The 15,498-nt window shown below is 73.9% G+C and carries 18 protein-coding genes and 7 tRNA genes; 14 read left to right on the top strand and 11 right to left on the bottom strand.

The features are described from left to right. Positions 1 to 139: 139 nt before the first annotated feature. Both ACGFMP_RS11255 and ACGFMP_RS11250 read right to left on the bottom strand, forming a co-directional pair. Complete coding sequence (locus ACGFMP_RS11255) at positions 140 to 1,309, bottom strand: acyl-CoA dehydrogenase family protein (protein WP_393671818.1); 1,170 nt, start codon at positions 1,307 to 1,309, stop codon at positions 140 to 142. Then, complete coding sequence (locus tag ACGFMP_RS11250) at positions 1,306 to 2,496, bottom strand: acyl-CoA dehydrogenase family protein (protein ID WP_393671817.1); 1,191 nt, start codon at positions 2,494 to 2,496, stop codon at positions 1,306 to 1,308. Before ACGFMP_RS11250 ends, ACGFMP_RS11255 begins: the two co-directional genes overlap by 4 nt. Positions 2,497 to 2,678: 182 nt before the next feature. Here ACGFMP_RS11250 and ACGFMP_RS11245 point away from each other — a divergent pair, with 182 nt between their 5' ends. Continuing rightward, complete coding sequence (locus ACGFMP_RS11245; RefSeq protein WP_393671815.1) at positions 2,679 to 3,365, top strand: class I SAM-dependent methyltransferase; 687 nt, start codon at positions 2,679 to 2,681, stop codon at positions 3,363 to 3,365. A gap of 377 nt (positions 3,366 to 3,742) precedes the next feature. Here the strand turns inward: ACGFMP_RS11245 and ACGFMP_RS11240 are convergent, their stop codons facing one another. Beyond that, complete coding sequence (locus tag ACGFMP_RS11240; RefSeq protein WP_393671814.1) at positions 3,743 to 4,963, bottom strand: serine/threonine-protein kinase; 1,221 nt, start codon at positions 4,961 to 4,963, stop codon at positions 3,743 to 3,745. 246 nt (positions 4,964 to 5,209) lie between these two features. Between ACGFMP_RS11240 and ACGFMP_RS11235 the strand changes: the two genes are divergently transcribed. The 4 genes from ACGFMP_RS11235 to ACGFMP_RS11220 all read left to right on the top strand — a co-directional run bounded on the left by ACGFMP_RS11235 (position 5,210) and on the right by ACGFMP_RS11220 (position 7,523). Then, complete coding sequence (locus ACGFMP_RS11235; RefSeq protein WP_393671813.1) at positions 5,210 to 5,464, top strand: hypothetical protein; 255 nt, start codon at positions 5,210 to 5,212, stop codon at positions 5,462 to 5,464. Between the two features lie 238 nt (positions 5,465 to 5,702). Next, positions 5,703 to 5,885 (top strand): hypothetical protein, encoded by a 183-nt coding sequence (locus ACGFMP_RS11230; RefSeq protein WP_393672143.1) that lies wholly within the window; start codon positions 5,703 to 5,705, stop codon positions 5,883 to 5,885. Positions 5,886 to 6,068: 183 nt separating this feature from the next. Continuing rightward, complete coding sequence (locus ACGFMP_RS11225; protein ID WP_393671812.1) at positions 6,069 to 7,184, top strand: phosphotransferase family protein; 1,116 nt, start codon at positions 6,069 to 6,071, stop codon at positions 7,182 to 7,184. A gap of 33 nt (positions 7,185 to 7,217) precedes the next feature. Continuing rightward, positions 7,218 to 7,523, top strand: a complete 306-nt coding sequence (locus tag ACGFMP_RS11220; protein WP_393671811.1) for a zf-TFIIB domain-containing protein — start codon at positions 7,218 to 7,220, stop codon at positions 7,521 to 7,523. A gap of 58 nt (positions 7,524 to 7,581) precedes the next feature. Here ACGFMP_RS11220 and ACGFMP_RS11215 read toward each other — a convergent pair. From ACGFMP_RS11215 to ACGFMP_RS11195, 5 genes are all read right to left on the bottom strand, one after another. Beyond that, a tRNA-Val gene (locus ACGFMP_RS11215) sits at positions 7,582 to 7,653 on the bottom strand. Positions 7,654 to 7,682: 29 nt separating this feature from the next. Continuing rightward, positions 7,683 to 7,754, bottom strand: a tRNA-Val gene (locus tag ACGFMP_RS11210). Between the two features lie 32 nt (positions 7,755 to 7,786). After that, positions 7,787 to 7,858, bottom strand: a tRNA-Val gene (locus ACGFMP_RS11205). 1 nt (position 7,859) lies between these two features. Continuing rightward, positions 7,860 to 7,933 (bottom strand) — tRNA-Cys (locus tag ACGFMP_RS11200). Positions 7,934 to 7,969: 36 nt separating this feature from the next. Next, positions 7,970 to 8,042 (bottom strand) — tRNA-Gly (locus tag ACGFMP_RS11195). 291 nt (positions 8,043 to 8,333) lie between these two features. Here ACGFMP_RS11195 and ACGFMP_RS11190 point away from each other — a divergent pair. The 3 genes from ACGFMP_RS11190 (at position 8,334) to ACGFMP_RS11180 (ending at position 11,129) form a co-directional block, all read left to right on the top strand. After that, entirely contained in the window at positions 8,334 to 9,413 is a 1,080-nt protein-coding gene (locus tag ACGFMP_RS11190) for a chorismate-binding protein (protein WP_393671810.1), read from the top strand. Then, positions 9,410 to 10,231 carry an aminotransferase class IV gene (locus tag ACGFMP_RS11185; protein WP_393671809.1) on the top strand — a complete coding sequence of 274 codons (822 nt, stop codon included), beginning with the start codon at positions 9,410 to 9,412 and terminating at the stop codon, positions 10,229 to 10,231. Before ACGFMP_RS11190 ends, ACGFMP_RS11185 begins: the two co-directional genes overlap by 4 nt. A gap of 76 nt (positions 10,232 to 10,307) precedes the next feature. Beyond that, positions 10,308 to 11,129 (top strand): GNAT family N-acetyltransferase, encoded by an 822-nt coding sequence (locus tag ACGFMP_RS11180; RefSeq protein ID WP_393671808.1) that lies wholly within the window; start codon positions 10,308 to 10,310, stop codon positions 11,127 to 11,129. Here the strand turns inward: ACGFMP_RS11180 and ACGFMP_RS11175 are convergent. Then, positions 11,126 to 11,647 carry a DsbA family protein gene (locus tag ACGFMP_RS11175; protein WP_393671807.1) on the bottom strand — a complete coding sequence of 174 codons (522 nt, stop codon included), beginning with the start codon at positions 11,645 to 11,647 and terminating at the stop codon, positions 11,126 to 11,128. The genes ACGFMP_RS11180 and ACGFMP_RS11175 overlap by 4 nt on opposite strands. Before the next feature lie 123 nt (positions 11,648 to 11,770). Between ACGFMP_RS11175 and ACGFMP_RS11170 the strand changes: the two genes are divergently transcribed. Both ACGFMP_RS11170 and ACGFMP_RS11165 read left to right on the top strand, forming a co-directional pair. Beyond that, positions 11,771 to 12,217 (top strand): hypothetical protein, encoded by a 447-nt coding sequence (locus ACGFMP_RS11170; RefSeq protein ID WP_393671806.1) that lies wholly within the window; start codon positions 11,771 to 11,773, stop codon positions 12,215 to 12,217. Between the two features lie 164 nt (positions 12,218 to 12,381). Then, positions 12,382 to 12,690 (top strand): hypothetical protein, encoded by a 309-nt coding sequence (locus ACGFMP_RS11165; RefSeq protein WP_393671805.1) that lies wholly within the window; start codon positions 12,382 to 12,384, stop codon positions 12,688 to 12,690. Between the two features lie 84 nt (positions 12,691 to 12,774). Here the strand turns inward: ACGFMP_RS11165 and ACGFMP_RS11160 are convergent, their stop codons facing one another. Together ACGFMP_RS11160 and ACGFMP_RS11155 are read right to left on the bottom strand one after the other, a co-directional pair. After that, positions 12,775 to 13,365 (bottom strand): CGNR zinc finger domain-containing protein, encoded by a 591-nt coding sequence (locus ACGFMP_RS11160; RefSeq protein WP_393671804.1) that lies wholly within the window; start codon positions 13,363 to 13,365, stop codon positions 12,775 to 12,777. A 199-nt stretch (positions 13,366 to 13,564) separates the two neighbouring features. Next, positions 13,565 to 13,978 carry an SsgA family sporulation/cell division regulator gene (locus ACGFMP_RS11155; protein ID WP_003959770.1) on the bottom strand — a complete coding sequence of 138 codons (414 nt, stop codon included), beginning with the start codon at positions 13,976 to 13,978 and terminating at the stop codon, positions 13,565 to 13,567. Between the two features lie 191 nt (positions 13,979 to 14,169). On the opposite strand from ACGFMP_RS11155, the gene ACGFMP_RS11150 reads away from it, so the two are divergent. The 4 genes from ACGFMP_RS11150 to ACGFMP_RS11135 all read left to right on the top strand — a co-directional run bounded on the left by ACGFMP_RS11150 (position 14,170) and on the right by ACGFMP_RS11135 (position 15,423). Continuing rightward, entirely contained in the window at positions 14,170 to 14,583 is a 414-nt protein-coding gene (locus tag ACGFMP_RS11150) for a TIGR02611 family protein (protein ID WP_393671803.1), read from the top strand. 64 nt (positions 14,584 to 14,647) lie between these two features. After that, a tRNA-Val gene (locus tag ACGFMP_RS11145) sits at positions 14,648 to 14,719 on the top strand. A gap of 129 nt (positions 14,720 to 14,848) precedes the next feature. Beyond that, positions 14,849 to 15,313 (top strand): SRPBCC family protein, encoded by a 465-nt coding sequence (locus ACGFMP_RS11140; protein ID WP_393671802.1) that lies wholly within the window; start codon positions 14,849 to 14,851, stop codon positions 15,311 to 15,313. Positions 15,314 to 15,351: 38 nt separating this feature from the next. Further along, positions 15,352 to 15,423: transfer RNA gene (locus tag ACGFMP_RS11135), tRNA-Val, on the top strand. Positions 15,424 to 15,498 lie beyond the last annotated feature (75 nt).

Here is a 15,498-nt window from a genome sequence, read left to right as displayed (position 1 = left end):
TGCGCCTGGCCGGGACGCGGTGTCCCGGGTCGGATCTTCCGGGCCGAGCAGCGGGATCGGCTGCCGGAAGCCCTGCCTGGACGGCCTCACGACGAGGCCGGGACCAGCGGGGACGTACGGCAGCCGGCCGCGCGGGCCCTCAGCCGGCGGGCGGCAGGCCCACCGGGACCGCCAGCGCGCTGCGGTGCCGTCCGGGTGTGCCGAGCGCGATCTCGTCGGCCTTGGCACGCTTGAGATACAGGTGCACCGGGTGCTCCCACGTCATCCCGATGCCGCCGTGCAACTGGACCGCCTCCTCCGCCGCGTGCACCGCCACGGGTGACACGTACGCCTGCGCGACGGCCACCGACAGCGCCGCCTCCGCGGCCGCCCCGGCATCCGGCGACGAGGCCAGGCAGGCCAGCGCACCGGCCGCGTTGCGTGCCGCGGCCCGCGCCGAGACCACCTCGAGCCACAGGTCGGCCAGCCGGTGCTTGAGCGCCTGGAACGAACCCACGACCCGGCCGAACTGCCGCCGCTGCCCGAGGTAACGGACCGTCTCGTCCAGGCACCACTGGGCCACGCCCAGCTGCTCGGAGGCCAGCAGTCCGGCCCCGGTCAGCAGCGCCGAGTGCACCGCGGCCGCCGCGGCGTCCCCTGTGGCGAGCAGCCGTCCGGCCGCACCGTCCAGGGTCACGTCGGCCAGCGGCCGGGTCAGGTCGAAGGACACCGGACGCGCCGACTCGGCCTGCGCCGCCGCCACTTCGTAGAGCCCCGGGCCCCCCGGGCCGAGGGCGGGGACGACCAGCACGTCGGCGGTGAGCGCGTCCGCGACGCTGGTGACGCTTCCCGTCAGCCGCCCGCCGGCGTCCGCCCGTACGCCCGGCGGGAAACCGCCGCCGGGCGCCGCCGACAGCGGCACCGCAAGCGCGGCCGTGGCCTCGCCCGCCGCGAGCCGGCCGAGCAGCGCGGCCGTCGCCTGGTCCGCGGTGTCGCAGCCCAGCAGCGCGGTGGTCGCCTGCACCGCGCTGCCGAGGAACGGCACGGGGGCGACCGCGCCGCCCAGCTCCTCCATCACCACGGCCGCCTCCCGCGCCGACGCGCCCTGGCCGCCCAGTGCCTCGGGCACCAGCAGCCCGGCGAGGCCGAGTTCGACGGCGAGCACCCGCCACAGCGCGGGGTCGTACGGTTCCGCGGTCTCGATCCGGCCCAGCACCGCGGCGGGCCCGCAGCGGTCGGCGAGCACCGCGCGGACCGCGGCCCGCAGGTCGTCCTCCACGTCGGAGTAGAGCAGGTCCGAAATGGCGGGGGAGTGCGGGGGAGTGCTCATCGGGGCAGGTCCTTCCAGGCGGCGTCCTTGTCGTTGCGTGCTTCTGCGGGCAGCCCGAGCACCCGCTCGGCCACGATGTTGCGCAGGATCTCGGACGTGCCGCCCTCGATCGAGTTGCCCTTCGCCCGCAAGTATCGGTAGCCCGCGTCGCGGCCGTAGAAGTCCACGCTTTCGGGGCGGACCATCGTCCAGTCGCCGTACCGCAGCCCCTGCTCGCCGAGCATCTCCACTTCGAGCCCGCTGAGCTGCTGGTTGAGCCGGGCAAGCGACAGCTTCAGACCTGAGCCCTCGGGCCCCGGCGTGCCCGCCGTGAGCTGCTGGCGCACCCGCTCCGCCGTCAGCCGGGCGACCTCCGACTCCACCCACAGCCGCAGCAGCCGGTCGTGCAGTTCTGGGGTGCGCACCTCCGGGCGGTCCCGCCAGGTCGCGGCCACGGTGCCGATCATGCCGCTCTCGCGCGGCACGGAGGCGCCGCCGCCGATCGCGACCCGCTCGTTCATCAAAGTGCCCTGGGCCACCCGCCAGCCGTCGCCGACCGCGCCCAGCCGGTGGGTGTCCGGGATCCTGACGCCGGTCAGGAAGACCTCGTTGAACTCCGCCTCACCGGTGATCTGCCGCAGCGGCCTGACCTCCACGCCGGGGTCGGTCATGTCGCAGACGAAGTAGGTGATGCCACGGTGCTTGGGCACGTCCGGGTCGGTACGGGCGATGAGGATGGCCCAGCGCGCGTTGTGGGCGCTCGACGTCCACACCTTCTGGCCGTCCACGACCCAGTCGTCGCCGTCGCGCACCGCCCGGGTCCGCAGCCCGGCCAGGTCGGAGCCGGCGCCCGGCTCGCTGAACAGCTGGCACCACACCTCCTCACCGGTCCACAGCGGCCGCAGGAAGCGGGCCTTCTGCTCGGCGGTGCCGTGCGCCAGGATCGTGGGCGCGGCCATGCCGAGGCCGATGCCGATGCGGCGCGGGTCGTTGTCCGGCGCCGCCACCGCCTCCAACTCCTCGGTCACCACAGCCTGGAGGGCGCGGGGCGCGTCGAGGCCCCCGAGCCCCACAGGAAAGTGCACCCATGCCAGCCCGGCGTCGAAGCGGGCCCGCAGGAATTCCCCCGGCTCCGTCCTTCCCGGGTCCCATTCCGCGAGCAGCGCCCGCACCCGCCCGCGCACCTCCGCCGCGCCCACGCTTCCCATACCCGCGCCCTCTCTCTGCCGAGACCTAAGCAAGCGCTTGTTAACTTACCGACCCCGCCTTCCCGCCGCCACCCCCCACCGGGTGTCCCTGGCAGCGAACCTGCCGATTCCGACGCGACCGTCCGCCCCGAGCGCGGCCCCCCGTACGCGGATGACGCGCCGCTCCTGCCTACCGTTGCCCCATGGCGCTACGTGCTCACCTTGACCGCTTCAACCAGCGGCACCCCTGGAGTCACAACGACCACTACGGCCCCTGGATCGCCGGCCGAGTGGCCGGGTCCGGAGCCCGGCACGTCCTCGACGTCGGATGCGGCGCCGGGAATCTCGCCGCGCTCATGCGCCGCAGGGCTGTCACCGTCACCGCGCTCGAACCCGACCCTCGGATGGCCCGCGCCGCAACGGAGCGCTTCGCCGACGACCCCAAGGTGACCATCGTCGAAGCCGGGTTCGCCGGACGCGACCCGCAGCGGCGCTTCGACGCCATCACCCTGGTCGCTGTCCTGCACCACCTGCCGCTGGTGCCCACGCTGCGGGAGCTGCACGGCTGTCTCGCTCCGGGAGGGCGCCTCGTGGTCGTCGGCTGCCACCGCGAGACCGGGCGGATCGATCTGCTCGTCTCACTGCTGTCCGTGCTCCTGAACCCGGTCATCGGGCTGATCAGACATCCGGCCCGCGCCACTGCGCCGCCCTTGCACATGAGGGCCCCCACCGCCGATCCGCAGGAGACCCTGGACGAGATCCGGGCCGCCGCCGCGCGGGAGTTGCCAGGCGCCCGGATCCGGCGCCGCCTTTTCTGGCGGTACAGCCTGGTCTACGACGTACCCGCCGAGCCCGGGGCCCGTGGCATCGCCACCCCCCACCCCCGATAGGTCCGCATCCGGCCGGAGCCGCACCACCCTCCCCGAGCTCACCGGCCTCCGGCGGGTCCGGGCGTTGGAGCATGACCCTCTCCTGCCGCCCGGCGTTCGGTGTTCGGCGTGAGGGGACGATTCGGGGGTGTCCCCGCAGGTCTGCGCGCGTTTCCCGCTGGTGCGTTCGGGAAGAGCCGGGGCGCGCAGGCCGGGGAGATGCCCCCGGAGCGGCACCGCCCCTGGACCTCCGGCGGGCCCGGGGTTGGAGCATCGCACCTCCCACCGCCGCCGGTGAGTCGGCACGTCGCAGGCGCGGCACCGACCCGAACGGACCCCGACCCGCGCCGGGCGCATGTGCCGTCGCGGCAGAGCGGCGACCGGAGGGGAGTCGGGGCTCAGGGGCCCTCGGGTCCCGGGGCCAGCGGGGCCGTGGAGGGCGCGGCGGGGGCGCCCGTGCCCCGGGAGAAGCGGTGGCAGCCCTGCACGGCCGCGATGCAGATCGCCGCGAGCAGCGTGACGATCACGAAGACCACCAGCCGCTGCCGCAGCAGCCGCCTTCCGGGCGCGGGAGCGGTCGGCCTGCGCCCCCCGCCCGTTCGGACCGGCGTTCGGGCCGGCGGCACCGAGGGGGTGCGGGAGGTGCTTCGCCCACCACCGGTCCCGGTGCCTTCCGGCCCCTGCGGGCTGCGCCGGGTCCGCTGCTGCGCGTACTCCTCGGCCCGTCGCCCGACGGGCCGTTCCGGGCGCGGGCCTGCCGCCTTCGGCAGGGCCTCGCGCCGCGGCGCCCCGATCCCGCGGGCCTCGCGGGCCGCGATCTCGGCGAGCCGCTCGGAGAGCTGGACGGTGCTCGGCCGCTCCTCGGGATCCTTGGCGAGGCACGCGTGGACGAGCGGCGCCAGCACGTCCGGCACTCCGGCCAGGTCGGGTTCCTCGTGCACCACCCGGTAGAGCATGACCTCGGAACTCCCCTGCCCGAAGGGCGAGTCCGCGGTCGCGGCGTACGCCAGGGTGGCACCGAAGGCGAAGACGTCGGTGGCAGGGGTGACCGCCGCGCCCCGTACCTGCTCGGGCGCGAGGAAGCCGGGCGAGCCGACCGCCGTGCCCACGTGGGTCAGGGTGCTGGCCCCGGTGGCCCAGGCGATGCCGAAGTCGATGATCCGCGGGCCCTTGGGCGACAGCAGGATGTTCGAGGGCTTGAGGTCGCGGTGCACGACCCCGGCCTCGTGCACCGCGACGAGGCCTTCGGCGAGTGCGGCCCCGATCGAGGCGACCTCGGCGGCGGCCAGCACACCGTGCTCGGCGACCTTGTCGTGCAGCGAGGGCCCGGGTACGTACTGCGTGGCGAACCAGGGGCGCTCGGCCTCCAGGTCGGCGGCCACGAGCCGGGCGGTGCAGCCGCCGCGGATCCGGCGCGCGGCCGAGACCTCGCGGGCGAACCGCGACCTGAACTCCTGGTCCTCCGCCAGCTCGGGCCTGATCACCTTGAGCGCCACCCGCTGGCCGCGCTTGTCCGCGCCGAGGTAGACCACGCCCATGCCGCCCGCGCCGAGCCGCCGGTGCAGCCGGAACGCGCCGACGACCCGCGGATCCTCGCGCCGGAGCCGCATCATCGCCATCAACGTTCCCCTACCTCCGGTGGGCGATACCCCACTGCTGCTTCCGGTGCCTGCACCGACGGCCGGGTCGGCCGCCCACAGCTTACGGACTCAAGTCCCGCCGCGCGGTGAAGGCCCGCAGGCGACGGGCCGTGAATTGTCAGTGCCCGGTGGGATCCTGGAGATGTGGCGAGGGGCCCGTCCGACGGGCTGTCACTACCGCGCCCCGATCCGCCAACGGTCCGTCTGCCAAAGGGGAATGACGCCGTGAAAGGTGATCGAGTGGAAATAGTCGTCGACGCGGGGGACACCACCCGCACCTATGAAGTGATAGCCACCAGGGCCGGCCGCAGGGTGGAGTCCGCCGTCCGCCGCGGGGTGGTGGAAGTGAGTGAAGTCACCCGCAGCGGCACCGTCGTGCGCACCGCCCGGTTCATGGCCAACCGGGTGCTCGCCCTGGTCGAACAGCCCGTCCCGCGCGACGACGACCAGGCGGGGCGGACCCCTGCGACTCAGGGATGACCCTGGCCCCCGGGGCGGTGGCGTCCACCCAGGGGAGTATCCGCGACCGCCGTCGTCATCCTCCGGGAGGCCTGCAAAGGGGTACCAGGGCCTGACGACCGGGGGCGGCGGCGCGCCTAACGTTGAGATCAAGCGGCGGGCGGAAGCACTCGTCCCCCGAGGTCAAGCGCCCGCCGCCCCGACAACTGCACATCGCGACCGACCACACGCAGACCTCAGGGAGAGGCAGATGGCGAGCATGGCGAACACGGTGACCCGCACCGCACGAGCCATGCGCGGCGAGCGGCGGACCGGCACCCGGCATCCGCTGGTGGCGGCGGCCATGGTGCTGCCGCTGGCCGCCCTGCTCGCCTATCTCTTCGGTGGAGTGGATGCGGTGGTCACACAGGCGTCGTCCGTGGCCGGCCTGATGGGGCGCTGAGAGGCGTGCCAGGCCTGGAAGAGCGGTCCGGGCCAGGGACTCACCGGTAGAACCCCGTGGGGACGGGGGTACGGCGGACGACTGCGCTTGCCCGGGCATCACCGATGCCCGGGCATTGCGCTGTCCGGACCCTGTCAGCCCGCTCGGAGGGCCGCTCGGCCGCCGGGATGCTTGACTGGCCCGATGACGACCACGGGGGAGCAGTCCGGCACTCAGGCGAGCGGCGCGATCCGTATCGACCCGCAGGCGGCGCGCCGCAGCGTCCGCGCACCGGTCGATGACGCCCTGGTCACCGCGCTGGCCTCCGCCGCGGCCGCGGCGGCCCGCCGCGCCCCCAAGGGCGACAGGCCCGAGAAGGCGGCGGACCCGGCCGCCGCCCACGCAGTGCCCACCGTGCCCGCGGCCACCACCGTGCTGGCCGACCGGCCCGACGGCACGGTGGTGCGGGTCGGCGCCGTCGTCGCGAAGGCCCACGCGCCCGGCACCGACGCCGCCGCGCTCGCCGTGCGGGTCGCGGTGGCCGGCCACCCGCTGCTCCGCGGTGTCCTGCTGGCCCCGCTGCCGCCGCCCGCCGCGGCGGACCCGGGAGCGGCCGGCCACCCGGATGGCGCAGCCGGCCAGGACGCCGGGGCGGTGCGCGGCCGCCAGGTCACGGCATGGCCCTACGGAGTGCCGGTCGACCGGCACGACCCGGCCGCCGCGCCCTGGGCCGAGGCGGCCGTGCTGCTGGCCCGCCTGCACACGGTGCCCGCGGCCGCGCTGCCGGGCCCGCTGCCGCCGATGCGCGGCCCCGCCAAGGCCGCACTGGCCGTCGCCCGGCTGCGCGGCGTCGCCGACTCGGCCGCGGCCCGTACCGTGCGCCGGGCGTGGCGGCGGCTGCCCGCCTGGGCCAGGGACGAGGCCCGGCATCCGGGACCCGCCGCCCTCTGCCACGGGGACCTGCACCTGGGGCAGCTGGTGCGGCACCCCGCGCCGGATGGCGACTGGCTGCTGATCGACGTGGACGACCTGGGCACGGGACCGGCCGCCTGGGACCTGGCACGACCCGCCATGTGGTTCGCCGCGGGCCTGCTGGCACCGGACGCCTGGGCGCTCTTCCTGGCCGCCTACCGGGCGGCCGGCGGCCCCGCCGTACCGGAGAGCGGCGACCCTTGGGGACAACTCGACGTACCCGCACGGGCGTTGGCCGTGCAGACCGCGGCGATCGGGGTGGCCAAGGCGGCCCGTGACGGCCGTGAACTCGACGAGGCGGAGTCCGAACTCGTCGCCACCTGCGCCCGGATCGCCCAACTAGAGTGAACTCATCTGCCAACGCGAGGAGATGAGGCGACGATGGTCTGCCCCAAGTGTCACGGCCACATGCAGACGTACAACCGCAGTGGTGTCCAGATCGAGCAGTGCGGCAACTGCCGCGGCATCTTTCTCGACTACGGCGAGCTTGAGGCGCTGACCCAGCTCGAAGGCAAGTGGACCCAGCCGGGCCCGCCGCCCCAGGCGTACCCCGCGCCGCCCGTCCAGCAGGGCTACCCGCAGCCCCCCGCCCCGGCCTGGGGCGCCCCCCAGCAGTACGGCCACGGGCACGGGCACGGCCACAAGCACCACAAGCACGGCTTCGGGCACATGCTGTTCTCGTCCTGAACCCGGACACGACCGAGGGCCGGAAGCGGGAGGCTTCCGGCCCTCGGTCATGTGTGCGTGGACGATACTGGGATTGAACCAGTGACCTCTTCCGTGTCAGGGAAGCGCTCTCCCGCTGAGCTAATCGTCCTCGGGCGGCGCCGGGGCGCCGGTGATGCGTGCGCGATACTGGGATTGAACCAGTGACCTCTTCCGTGTCAGGGAAGCGCTCTCCCGCTGAGCTAATCGCGCGGGCGTCCTGCTCAGGACCCGGTGGGATCCAGTGGACGATACTGGGATTGAACCAGTGACCTCTTCCGTGTCAGGGAAGCGCTCTCCCGCTGAGCTAATCGTCCTTGGAGGTGGAGACGGGATTTGAACCCGTGTAGACGGCTTTGCAGGCCGTTGCCTCGCCTCTCGGCCACTCCACCAACACAGCGGGGGCCCCGGGAGGATCCCCCACGTCGAGCGGACGACGAGATTCGAACTCGCGACCCTCACCTTGGCAAGGTGATGCTCTACCAACTGAGCCACGTCCGCAGGTCTCCCTCGTAGCAAGTACGGGGGCGACGCGTTGAACTCTAGCGGATTCCGGGGCCAGCTCAAAAATCGGTTTCCGCAGCGTGCCGGGCCTGTGGCGGCCGCCGATCGCCAGGGGAGCGCGCCCCACCCCCCGTGACCTGCCACGCCCGAGGCCCGCCCGGCGGTCCGCGGCGGACCGCCCCGGCAGCGCTGCGAGGTGCCCGCGGCCGCCGCCCCGCGCCCACCGGGGGTTCACAGGGCAGCCCGTAGACTCGGCTCCTGCCCGCTCCAGTCCACCAGGGAAGCACCGTGCGCGATCTCGCCCCCATGGCCCGCTTCGGCTCTCTGGTCGCCTCCGACCTGCGGGAGGTCACCGCGGATCCCGGCGCGCTGGACTCCGGCGGTTTCTGGGCGGTCGCGGTGGACTTCGAGGGCCGTACCGTCTGCGCCCGCTTCGGCGACGTACGACGTACGCCCGCGTCCGCCGCGGACACCGCGGCCAGGGCGGCCGGGTGGCGCGGCCCCGACCGGGCCGCCTGGACCACCTCGATGGACCGGCGGGCCTACGAGGCGGGCGTCCGCGCGATCCGCGAGCGCATCGCGGCCGGCGAGGTCTACCAGGTCAACCTCTGCCGGATGCTGACCGCCCCGCTGCCCGTCACGGCCGGCGGTCCGCGGCCCGACATCGACGCGCTCGGCGCGGTCCTCGCCCTCGGCAATCCCGCGCCCTACGCAGGAACGATCCGGCTGCCCGCGCACGGCGTCGAGGTCGCCACCGCTTCACCCGAACTCTTCCTGAGCCGCCACGGCGGCACCGTCGAGTCCGGCCCGATCAAGGGCACCGCACGCACCGCCGACGGCTTCCTGCCCAAGGACACCGCGGAGAACGTGATGATCGTCGACCTGGTGCGCAACGACCTCGGCCGGGTCTGCGCCACCGGGTCCGTCACCGTGCCCGCGCTGTGCGCGGTCGAGGCGCACCCCGGCCTGGTCCACCTGGTCTCCACCGTCCGCGGCGAGCTGCGCCCCGGCGCCGGCTGGCCGGAACTGCTCGCCGCCGCCTTCCCTCCCGGCTCGGTCACCGGCGCGCCCAAGTCCAGCGCCCTGCGCATCATCGGCGAGCTGGAGACCGCCCCGCGCGGCCCCTACTGCGGCGCCGTCGGCTGGGTCGACGCCGACCGCGGCACCGCCGCCCTGGCCGTCGGCATCCGCACCTTCCGGATCGACCGGGACACCGCGGGCCGCCCCGAACTGCGGTTCGGCACCGGCGCCGGCATCACCTGGGGCTCCGACCCCACGGGTGAATGGTCGGAGACGGAACTCAAGGCCGAGCGGCTGCTGGAGGTAGCGTCGGGAGTACACGAGGCAAGTGGAAGGACACTGCGGTGAAGATCTGGGTGGACGGCGGACTGCGGGAGACCGCGGACGCCACGGTGTCGGTGCTCGACCACGGGCTGACCGTCGGCGACGGCGTCTTCGAGACGCTCAAGACCACGCGGGGTGAGGCCTTCGCGCTCACCCGGCACCTCAGGCGGCTGGCCCGGTCCGCCCGCGGCCTGGGCCTGCCGGAGCCCGACCAGGACGAGGTGGCCCGCGCCTGCGCGGCGGTGCTCGCCGCGAACCCGCTGCCGCACGGGCGGCTCAGGATCACCTACACCGGCGGCATCTCACCGCTCGGCTCCGACCGCGGCGACGCCGGCGCGACCCTGGTGGTGGCGCTCGCCCCGGCCGTCCCAGGCCCCGGGCCCACCGCGATCGTCACCGTCCCGTGGACCCGCAACGAGCGCGGGGCGCTCACCGGCCTGAAGACCACCTCGTACGGCGAGAACGTCGTCGCGCTGGCCCGCGCCCGGGAACAGGGCGCCACCGAGGCGGTCTTCGCCAACACCACCGGGCGGCTGTGCGAGGGAACCGGCTCCAACGTCTTCGTGGTCCTCGGCGGCCGGCTGCTCACCCCGCCGCTGTCGTCCGGCTGCCTGGCCGGCATCACCCGCGAACTGGTCATCGAGTGGGCGGGCGCGACGGAGGAGGACCTGCCGTTCGAGGCGCTGGCCGAGGCCGAGGAAGTCTTCGTCACCTCCTCGCTGCGCGACGTGCAGCCCGTGCACCGGGTCGACGCCCGCGAACTGCCCGGCGCCCCCGGCCCGGTGACCGCCAAGGCCATGGAGGTCTTCGCCGAGCGGTCGGCGCAGGACGACAACCCGTAGCCGTACGGGCCCGGGACCGTACACTCGACCGCACCCCGCCGACGGCGCGGCGGGTGGCGAACCGGGAGCGCGACGCATGACGACGACCCTGAGACCGGCGGGACCCGAACAGCGCGAGCGGGACGGCGCGAGGTCGAGGGACTACACCGTCTGCGTCAACGGCCGCCCGGTCGGCGGCGTGCGGATCGGCGCGGAGCCGCGCGGCGGGCCCGGCCGTATCGACGCGCTCGCCATCGACGAGCCCGACCGGCGGCGCGGCCGCGGTACGGTCGCGGCGCTCGCCGCGGAAGAGGTGCTGCGGCAGTGGGGGTGCACCCGGGCGCTGGTCTCGGTGCCCGACGAGGCGGAGTACGCGCTGCGGATGGGTGTGGCGCTCGGCTACACCGAGACCAACCGCACCCTGCACAAGGACCTGCCCCCGGGCGCCGACATCGCGGAGCCGCCGCCAGGCGAGGCGCTGCGGGCCCTGACCGTGCGGGACAGCGCGGACTGGCTGGCGCGCCAGCGGGCCGGGTTCGTCGCCTCCCTCACCGAGGCCGGGGCGCCGGCCGAGCAGGCCGAGTCGCACGCGGAGACCTCGTACGCCCTGGCCTTCCCCGGCGGCACCCCGGCCCCCGGCAGCGAGCTCTACGCCCTCGACTACGACGGTGTCACGGTGGGGCGCCTGTGGCTGCACACCTCCCCCGGGCCCGGCTGGGTCCAGGCGGTCGAGGTCGACCCGGCCCACCGCGGCCGGGGCCACGGCCGCACGCTGATGCTCGCCGCCGAGGCGCGGTGCCGCGCGGCGGGCGCCGCGTCGATCGGCCTGAACGTCTTCACCACGAACACCGTGGCGATCCGGCTCTACACCTCACTCGGCTACCGGCCGACCCTGCACCAGCTCTGGAAGCCGCTCTAGCGAGGCGACCCGAGGAGGCCGTCGGCAAGCGACTCGATGCGGGCGCGGAGGCCGTCCTGGGAGCGGCCGCCGTCGAGGCGTTCACCGGCGATGACATAGGTGGGCGTGCCGGTCACGCCGATCGCCTTGCCCTCCGCCTGGTCGGAGTCGACGACGAGCAGATGGCGCCCGTCGATCAGCGCTGTGTCGAACTCCTCGGCGTCGAGGCCGAGTTCGCGGGCGATGTCGACGAGCAGCGGCTCACCGGCCTGGGCCAGGTCCTCGGCCCTGGCGAGCACCGCCTCGGCGTACTCCCAGCCGCGGCCCTGCGCGTAGGCCTCCTCGTACGCCTGCGCCGCCGCGAGGGCGTGGGCGTGCTTGTCGAGCGGGAAGTGCCGCAGCTGGATGTCGAGCGCGTCGCCGTACCGCTCGCGCAGCGCCCGCAGGTCGTCCAGCGCGGTGCGGCAGTCGGGGCACTGCAACTCGCACCAGACCTCGAGGACGGCGCGGCGCTCGGCCGGGGGAGGGGGAAGATCCATGGGGCCAGTCTCCCACTCGGGGAGGAGGCGCCCCGGAGATCCCCCTGAACCTCGCAGTCGGCCATGGCCATCCGCCCCCGGTACGGGGCACGATGGGGAGGACCGACCGACGGGAGCCGCAGGATGCTGACCACGACGCTATGTGCCGCCCTGTCCGCGGGCGGCCTGGCCATCGCGATGCTGACCGCCTACCGGCGGCGGTTCCTCGCGGCCACCAGGATCGCCGCGATCTCCCTGGTGCCGGTGGGCCTCGCCATGGCCGGTCTGGTCACGCTGGGCCGCAAGGTCGGTACGGCCACCGGTCACTGGGCCGCGGACCTGGTCTTCAAGCCGACCGTGTGGACGGGCTTCGGCGTACTCGGCGTCGCCGCGCTGCTCTACGGCGTCACCCGGCTGATCTCGGCCCGCCTTCCGGCGGGGGAGGGCCGCGCCCCGGCCGCGGTGCCCGGCGCCTCCACCCCGGCGATACCGGCCGGCCGGCCGGCGGCCGCCAGGCGCAGGGGCGGCTCCGACAGTGGCCTGTCCGACTTCGCGGACGTCGAGGAGATCCTCAAGCGCCGCGGTATCTGAACCCCCGGCCCCGGGTGCGGGTGGCAGGCCACGCGGCCCGCTCAGGCGTACGACTCCCGGACCGATGTCCACGATCCGGATGTTCCCTGTCCGGATCGCGGAAGATCCCCTGGGAGTCCGCGTGTTGGGCCACGGGCACCCCCGCACTGAGCGAAGATCATCGTGTGCTGCCCACCACCGGCGACCGTGTCGCCGCTGAGCGGCCGGACCGTGCCGGACCGACCGCCTCCGACGTCCTCCCCGCTCCGCGCTCCGCGCCCACCGCTCTCGCCGGTCCTCCCTCCCGGGTCACCGGCTCCACGGTGCCGCTGAAGGTCTTCGCCACCGAGGAGTGCCCCCCGCTGGCCCCGGGGGTCGGGGGCGAGCCGAAAGGCTGCCTCTACGCCCTCTCCCAGCCGCCGCTGATGCTGTTCCTGCTGGTGATCGGCGGCCTGCTGGGCCTTGGCGCCGCGTACGACCTGCTGTTCCTCTGACGCGTCGCGCTCGGGCCGTCGCGGACGTGGCCGTCGCGCTCGGGCCCTGCGCGGTCGGACCGGTCCCCTTCGGCGCGGGGCGGGTCAGGACGCGGCGACCTCGTCGGTGCGTGCGTCGGCCTCGCCAGCCTCCCGGCGCCTGGCCCGGTAGGCGGCGACGTGCAGCCGGTTGCCGCACGTGCGGCTGTCGCAGTAGCGGCGGGACCGGTTCCTCGACAGGTCCACGAAGGCGTAGCGGCAGTCCGGCGCGTCGCAGCGCCGCAGCCGCTCCCGCTCGCCCGCCGTGATCAGGAAGGCCAGGGCCATCCCGCAGTCGGCGGCGAGGTGGTCCGACAGCGAGGCGCCCGGTGCGAAGTAGTGCACGTGCCAGTCGTAGCCGTCGTGGTCGGTGAGCCGCGGTGTGGTGCCCGCCTCGGCGATCATCGCGTTGAGCATCGTGGCGGCGGTCGCGTCGTCGGTGGTGGCGAAGACCTCGGTGAAGCGGCCGCGTACGGCCTGCACCGCGGTGATGTCGTGCCGGTCGAGCCGGCCGATCTCGCTCACCTTGTTGCGCTCCACGAAGGCGCGCAGGTCCGCGACCTCGGCGAGCGTCTCGCGGCCCGCGATCGGCGGCGCGGTGTTGATCAGATCGACCACACTGTCGAGGGCGCACCTGGTGTCATGGTTGATCAGCACGGAACGCTCCCTGCCGGCGTCGTCGATCGGCTGCGTTCCGGTGACTCTAGCGCGCGAGAGCCGCCGCCGTGGGGGTGCGGGTCCCATGGCGGCGGCTCTCGTTCCTGCGGTGTCAGGCGGCCGGGCACTGCCCTGTGCTGCCTTGGGTGTCCGGGCTGTCCCCCCGAGTAGGACGGCCGCGAACGGTCGGTGACCGGGCTCAGCTCTCCGCGAGGATGTGGGAGAGCTCGGTGTCGAGGTCGAAGTGGCGATGCTCGGTGCCCGGCGGTACCGCGGCGTCCGTCCGCTTCAGGAAGGACTCCAGGGCCCGTGCCGGGGCTTCGAGCAGGGCTTCGCCCTCGGGGGAGCTGAGGGCGATGCACACGACGCCTTGACCGTGGCTGCGAGACGGCCAGACTCTGACGTCTCCGGTGCCGGTGGGCCGGTGCAGACCCTCGGCGAGCAGGTCGCGGGCGAAGACCCATTCGACCGTCTCTTCGGCTCCGGTGTGGAAGGTGGCGTGCACGGCATACGGATCGGCCGTGTCGTACCGCAAGCCTGCGGGTACAGGCAGTGAGGATTCGCTCGACACAACGAGGCGCAGGTGCAGCTCGCAGCTGACCGTGGTGTTCATAAGCGCCAGGGCCTTTCGCTCAGTGTGCGCTCGGGGATTCGCACGTCGGCGAAATCGACATGCCACCTGCGAGGACGTTGTAAACCCCTCTGAGAAGTTTGTGCGGCTTCTGGTACCTCGTACGGGCTAGTCGCGAGAAGGGCGGAACGGCCATTTCGGTGATCGCCCCAAAGTCCGGTACGTTGGCATATATGATCGCGGAGAGTGACGAGACCGACCAAGCTGTGGCCAGTGATTCCAGGCTCGGCTCACGGGCCCCTGCCTTCGTGCGGCGATCCCGCCCGCTGCACATGGTCTGGCGGGTCGGAATCTTCGTGGTCGGCCTGGCGGTGATCGCCGGCGGGGTGATCCTGCTGCCGCTGCCGGGACCCGGCTGGCTGATCATCTTCGCCGGCATGGCGATCTGGGGCACCGAGTTCGTCTGGGCGCAGAAGGTGCTGCGCTGGACCCGCCGCAAGGTCGCCGACGCCGCCAGGTCCGCCCTCGACCCCCGGGTCAGACGGCGCAACCTGCTGATCACCACGGCGGTGGTGCTCGTGGCGGCCGGCCTGGCGTCCTGGTACCTGGCGAGCTTCGGCTTCACGCCGCCATGGCGGGCGGGCTGACCCGGCGGGACGGCCGGGCTGGTCGGGGGGCCCGCCCGGGTGCGGTAAAGTAGTCCGCACGCCGGGGCGATTAGCTCAGCGGGAGAGCACTTCGTTCACACCGAAGGGGTCACTGGTTCGATCCCAGTATCGCCCACCCGGACCGAGGGTCCCGGAAACCGTGCAGACGGTCTCCGGGACCCTCGGCGTTTCCCGGCCTCCCGGTGTTTCCCCGGTCCTCGGCGTTTCCCGCCGCCCGGCCGTCCGCGGCGCGCACACTGGGCGCATGGACTGGAGTCACTACCGATTCCGCAGCACCTGGCACCTCGACGCGGCACCCGACACGGTCTACCGGGTGCTGGAGCGCCCGGACTTCTACCCCCGGTGGTGGCCGCAGATCCGCGAGGTCCGGCAGACCGGGGACGACACGGGAGTACTCCGCTTCCGCTCCGTCCTGCCCTACGACCTGGTGGTCACCGCCCGCTCCACCCGGCAGGACCCGGAGCGCCGGATACTCCAAGTCGCCATGACGGGCGACCTGGAGGGCTGGGTCCGCTGGACGGTCGCCGCGAACGGTCCTGGCACCCGGCTGCTGTTCGAGCAGGAGGTCGTGGTCCGCAAGCCGCTGATGCGGCGTCTCGCCGTCCCCGGCCGCCCGTTCTTCGTCGCCAACCACGCGCTGATGATGCGCGGCGGCCGTATCGGACTGCTGGCCCGGCTCGCCGCGGGCGACCCGGGCGATCTCGTTTGAACGGCGGCCGCGTTCGCCTGTAAGGTTCCACTCGTCCCGGGCGATTAGCTCAGCGGGAGAGCACTTCGTTCACACCGAAGGGGTCACTGGTTCGATCCCAGTATCGCCCACAAGCGAGAGAGCCGGACCTGTCCGCAGGAAGCGCGGACAGGTCCGGCTCTCTCCTTTTTGCGCGGCTTCGCCAC

The sequence above is a fragment of the Streptomyces sp. NPDC049040 genome, from assembly GCF_043197715.1.
Taxonomy (GTDB): domain Bacteria; phylum Actinomycetota; class Actinomycetes; order Streptomycetales; family Streptomycetaceae; genus Actinacidiphila.
This window is presented reverse-complemented; position numbering and strand designations above follow the sequence as displayed.

Bases quoted from the DNA above. Each gene is read 5' to 3' on its own strand.
- ACGFMP_RS11255 (WP_393671818.1), bottom strand. From the start codon at position 1,309: ATGAGCACTCCCCCGCACTCCCCCGCCATTTCGGACCTGCTCTACTCC.
- ACGFMP_RS11250 (WP_393671817.1), bottom strand. From the start codon at position 2,496: ATGGGAAGCGTGGGCGCGGCGGAGGTGCGCGGGCGGGTGCGGGCGCTG.
- ACGFMP_RS11245 (WP_393671815.1), top strand. From the start codon at position 2,679: ATGGCGCTACGTGCTCACCTTGACCGCTTCAACCAGCGGCACCCCTGG.
- ACGFMP_RS11240 (WP_393671814.1), bottom strand. From the start codon at position 4,963: ATGGCGATGATGCGGCTCCGGCGCGAGGATCCGCGGGTCGTCGGCGCG.
- ACGFMP_RS11230 (WP_393672143.1), top strand. From the start codon at position 5,703: ATGGCGAACACGGTGACCCGCACCGCACGAGCCATGCGCGGCGAGCGG.
- ACGFMP_RS11225 (WP_393671812.1), top strand. From the start codon at position 6,069: ATGACGACCACGGGGGAGCAGTCCGGCACTCAGGCGAGCGGCGCGATC.
- ACGFMP_RS11220 (WP_393671811.1), top strand. From the start codon at position 7,218: ATGGTCTGCCCCAAGTGTCACGGCCACATGCAGACGTACAACCGCAGT.
- ACGFMP_RS11180 (WP_393671808.1), top strand. From the start codon at position 10,308: ATGACGACGACCCTGAGACCGGCGGGACCCGAACAGCGCGAGCGGGAC.
- ACGFMP_RS11175 (WP_393671807.1), bottom strand. From the start codon at position 11,647: ATGGATCTTCCCCCTCCCCCGGCCGAGCGCCGCGCCGTCCTCGAGGTC.
- ACGFMP_RS11170 (WP_393671806.1), top strand. From the start codon at position 11,771: ATGCTGACCACGACGCTATGTGCCGCCCTGTCCGCGGGCGGCCTGGCC.
- ACGFMP_RS11155 (WP_003959770.1), bottom strand. From the start codon at position 13,978: ATGAACACCACGGTCAGCTGCGAGCTGCACCTGCGCCTCGTTGTGTCG.
- ACGFMP_RS11150 (WP_393671803.1), top strand. From the start codon at position 14,170: ATGATCGCGGAGAGTGACGAGACCGACCAAGCTGTGGCCAGTGATTCC.
- ACGFMP_RS11140 (WP_393671802.1), top strand. From the start codon at position 14,849: ATGGACTGGAGTCACTACCGATTCCGCAGCACCTGGCACCTCGACGCG.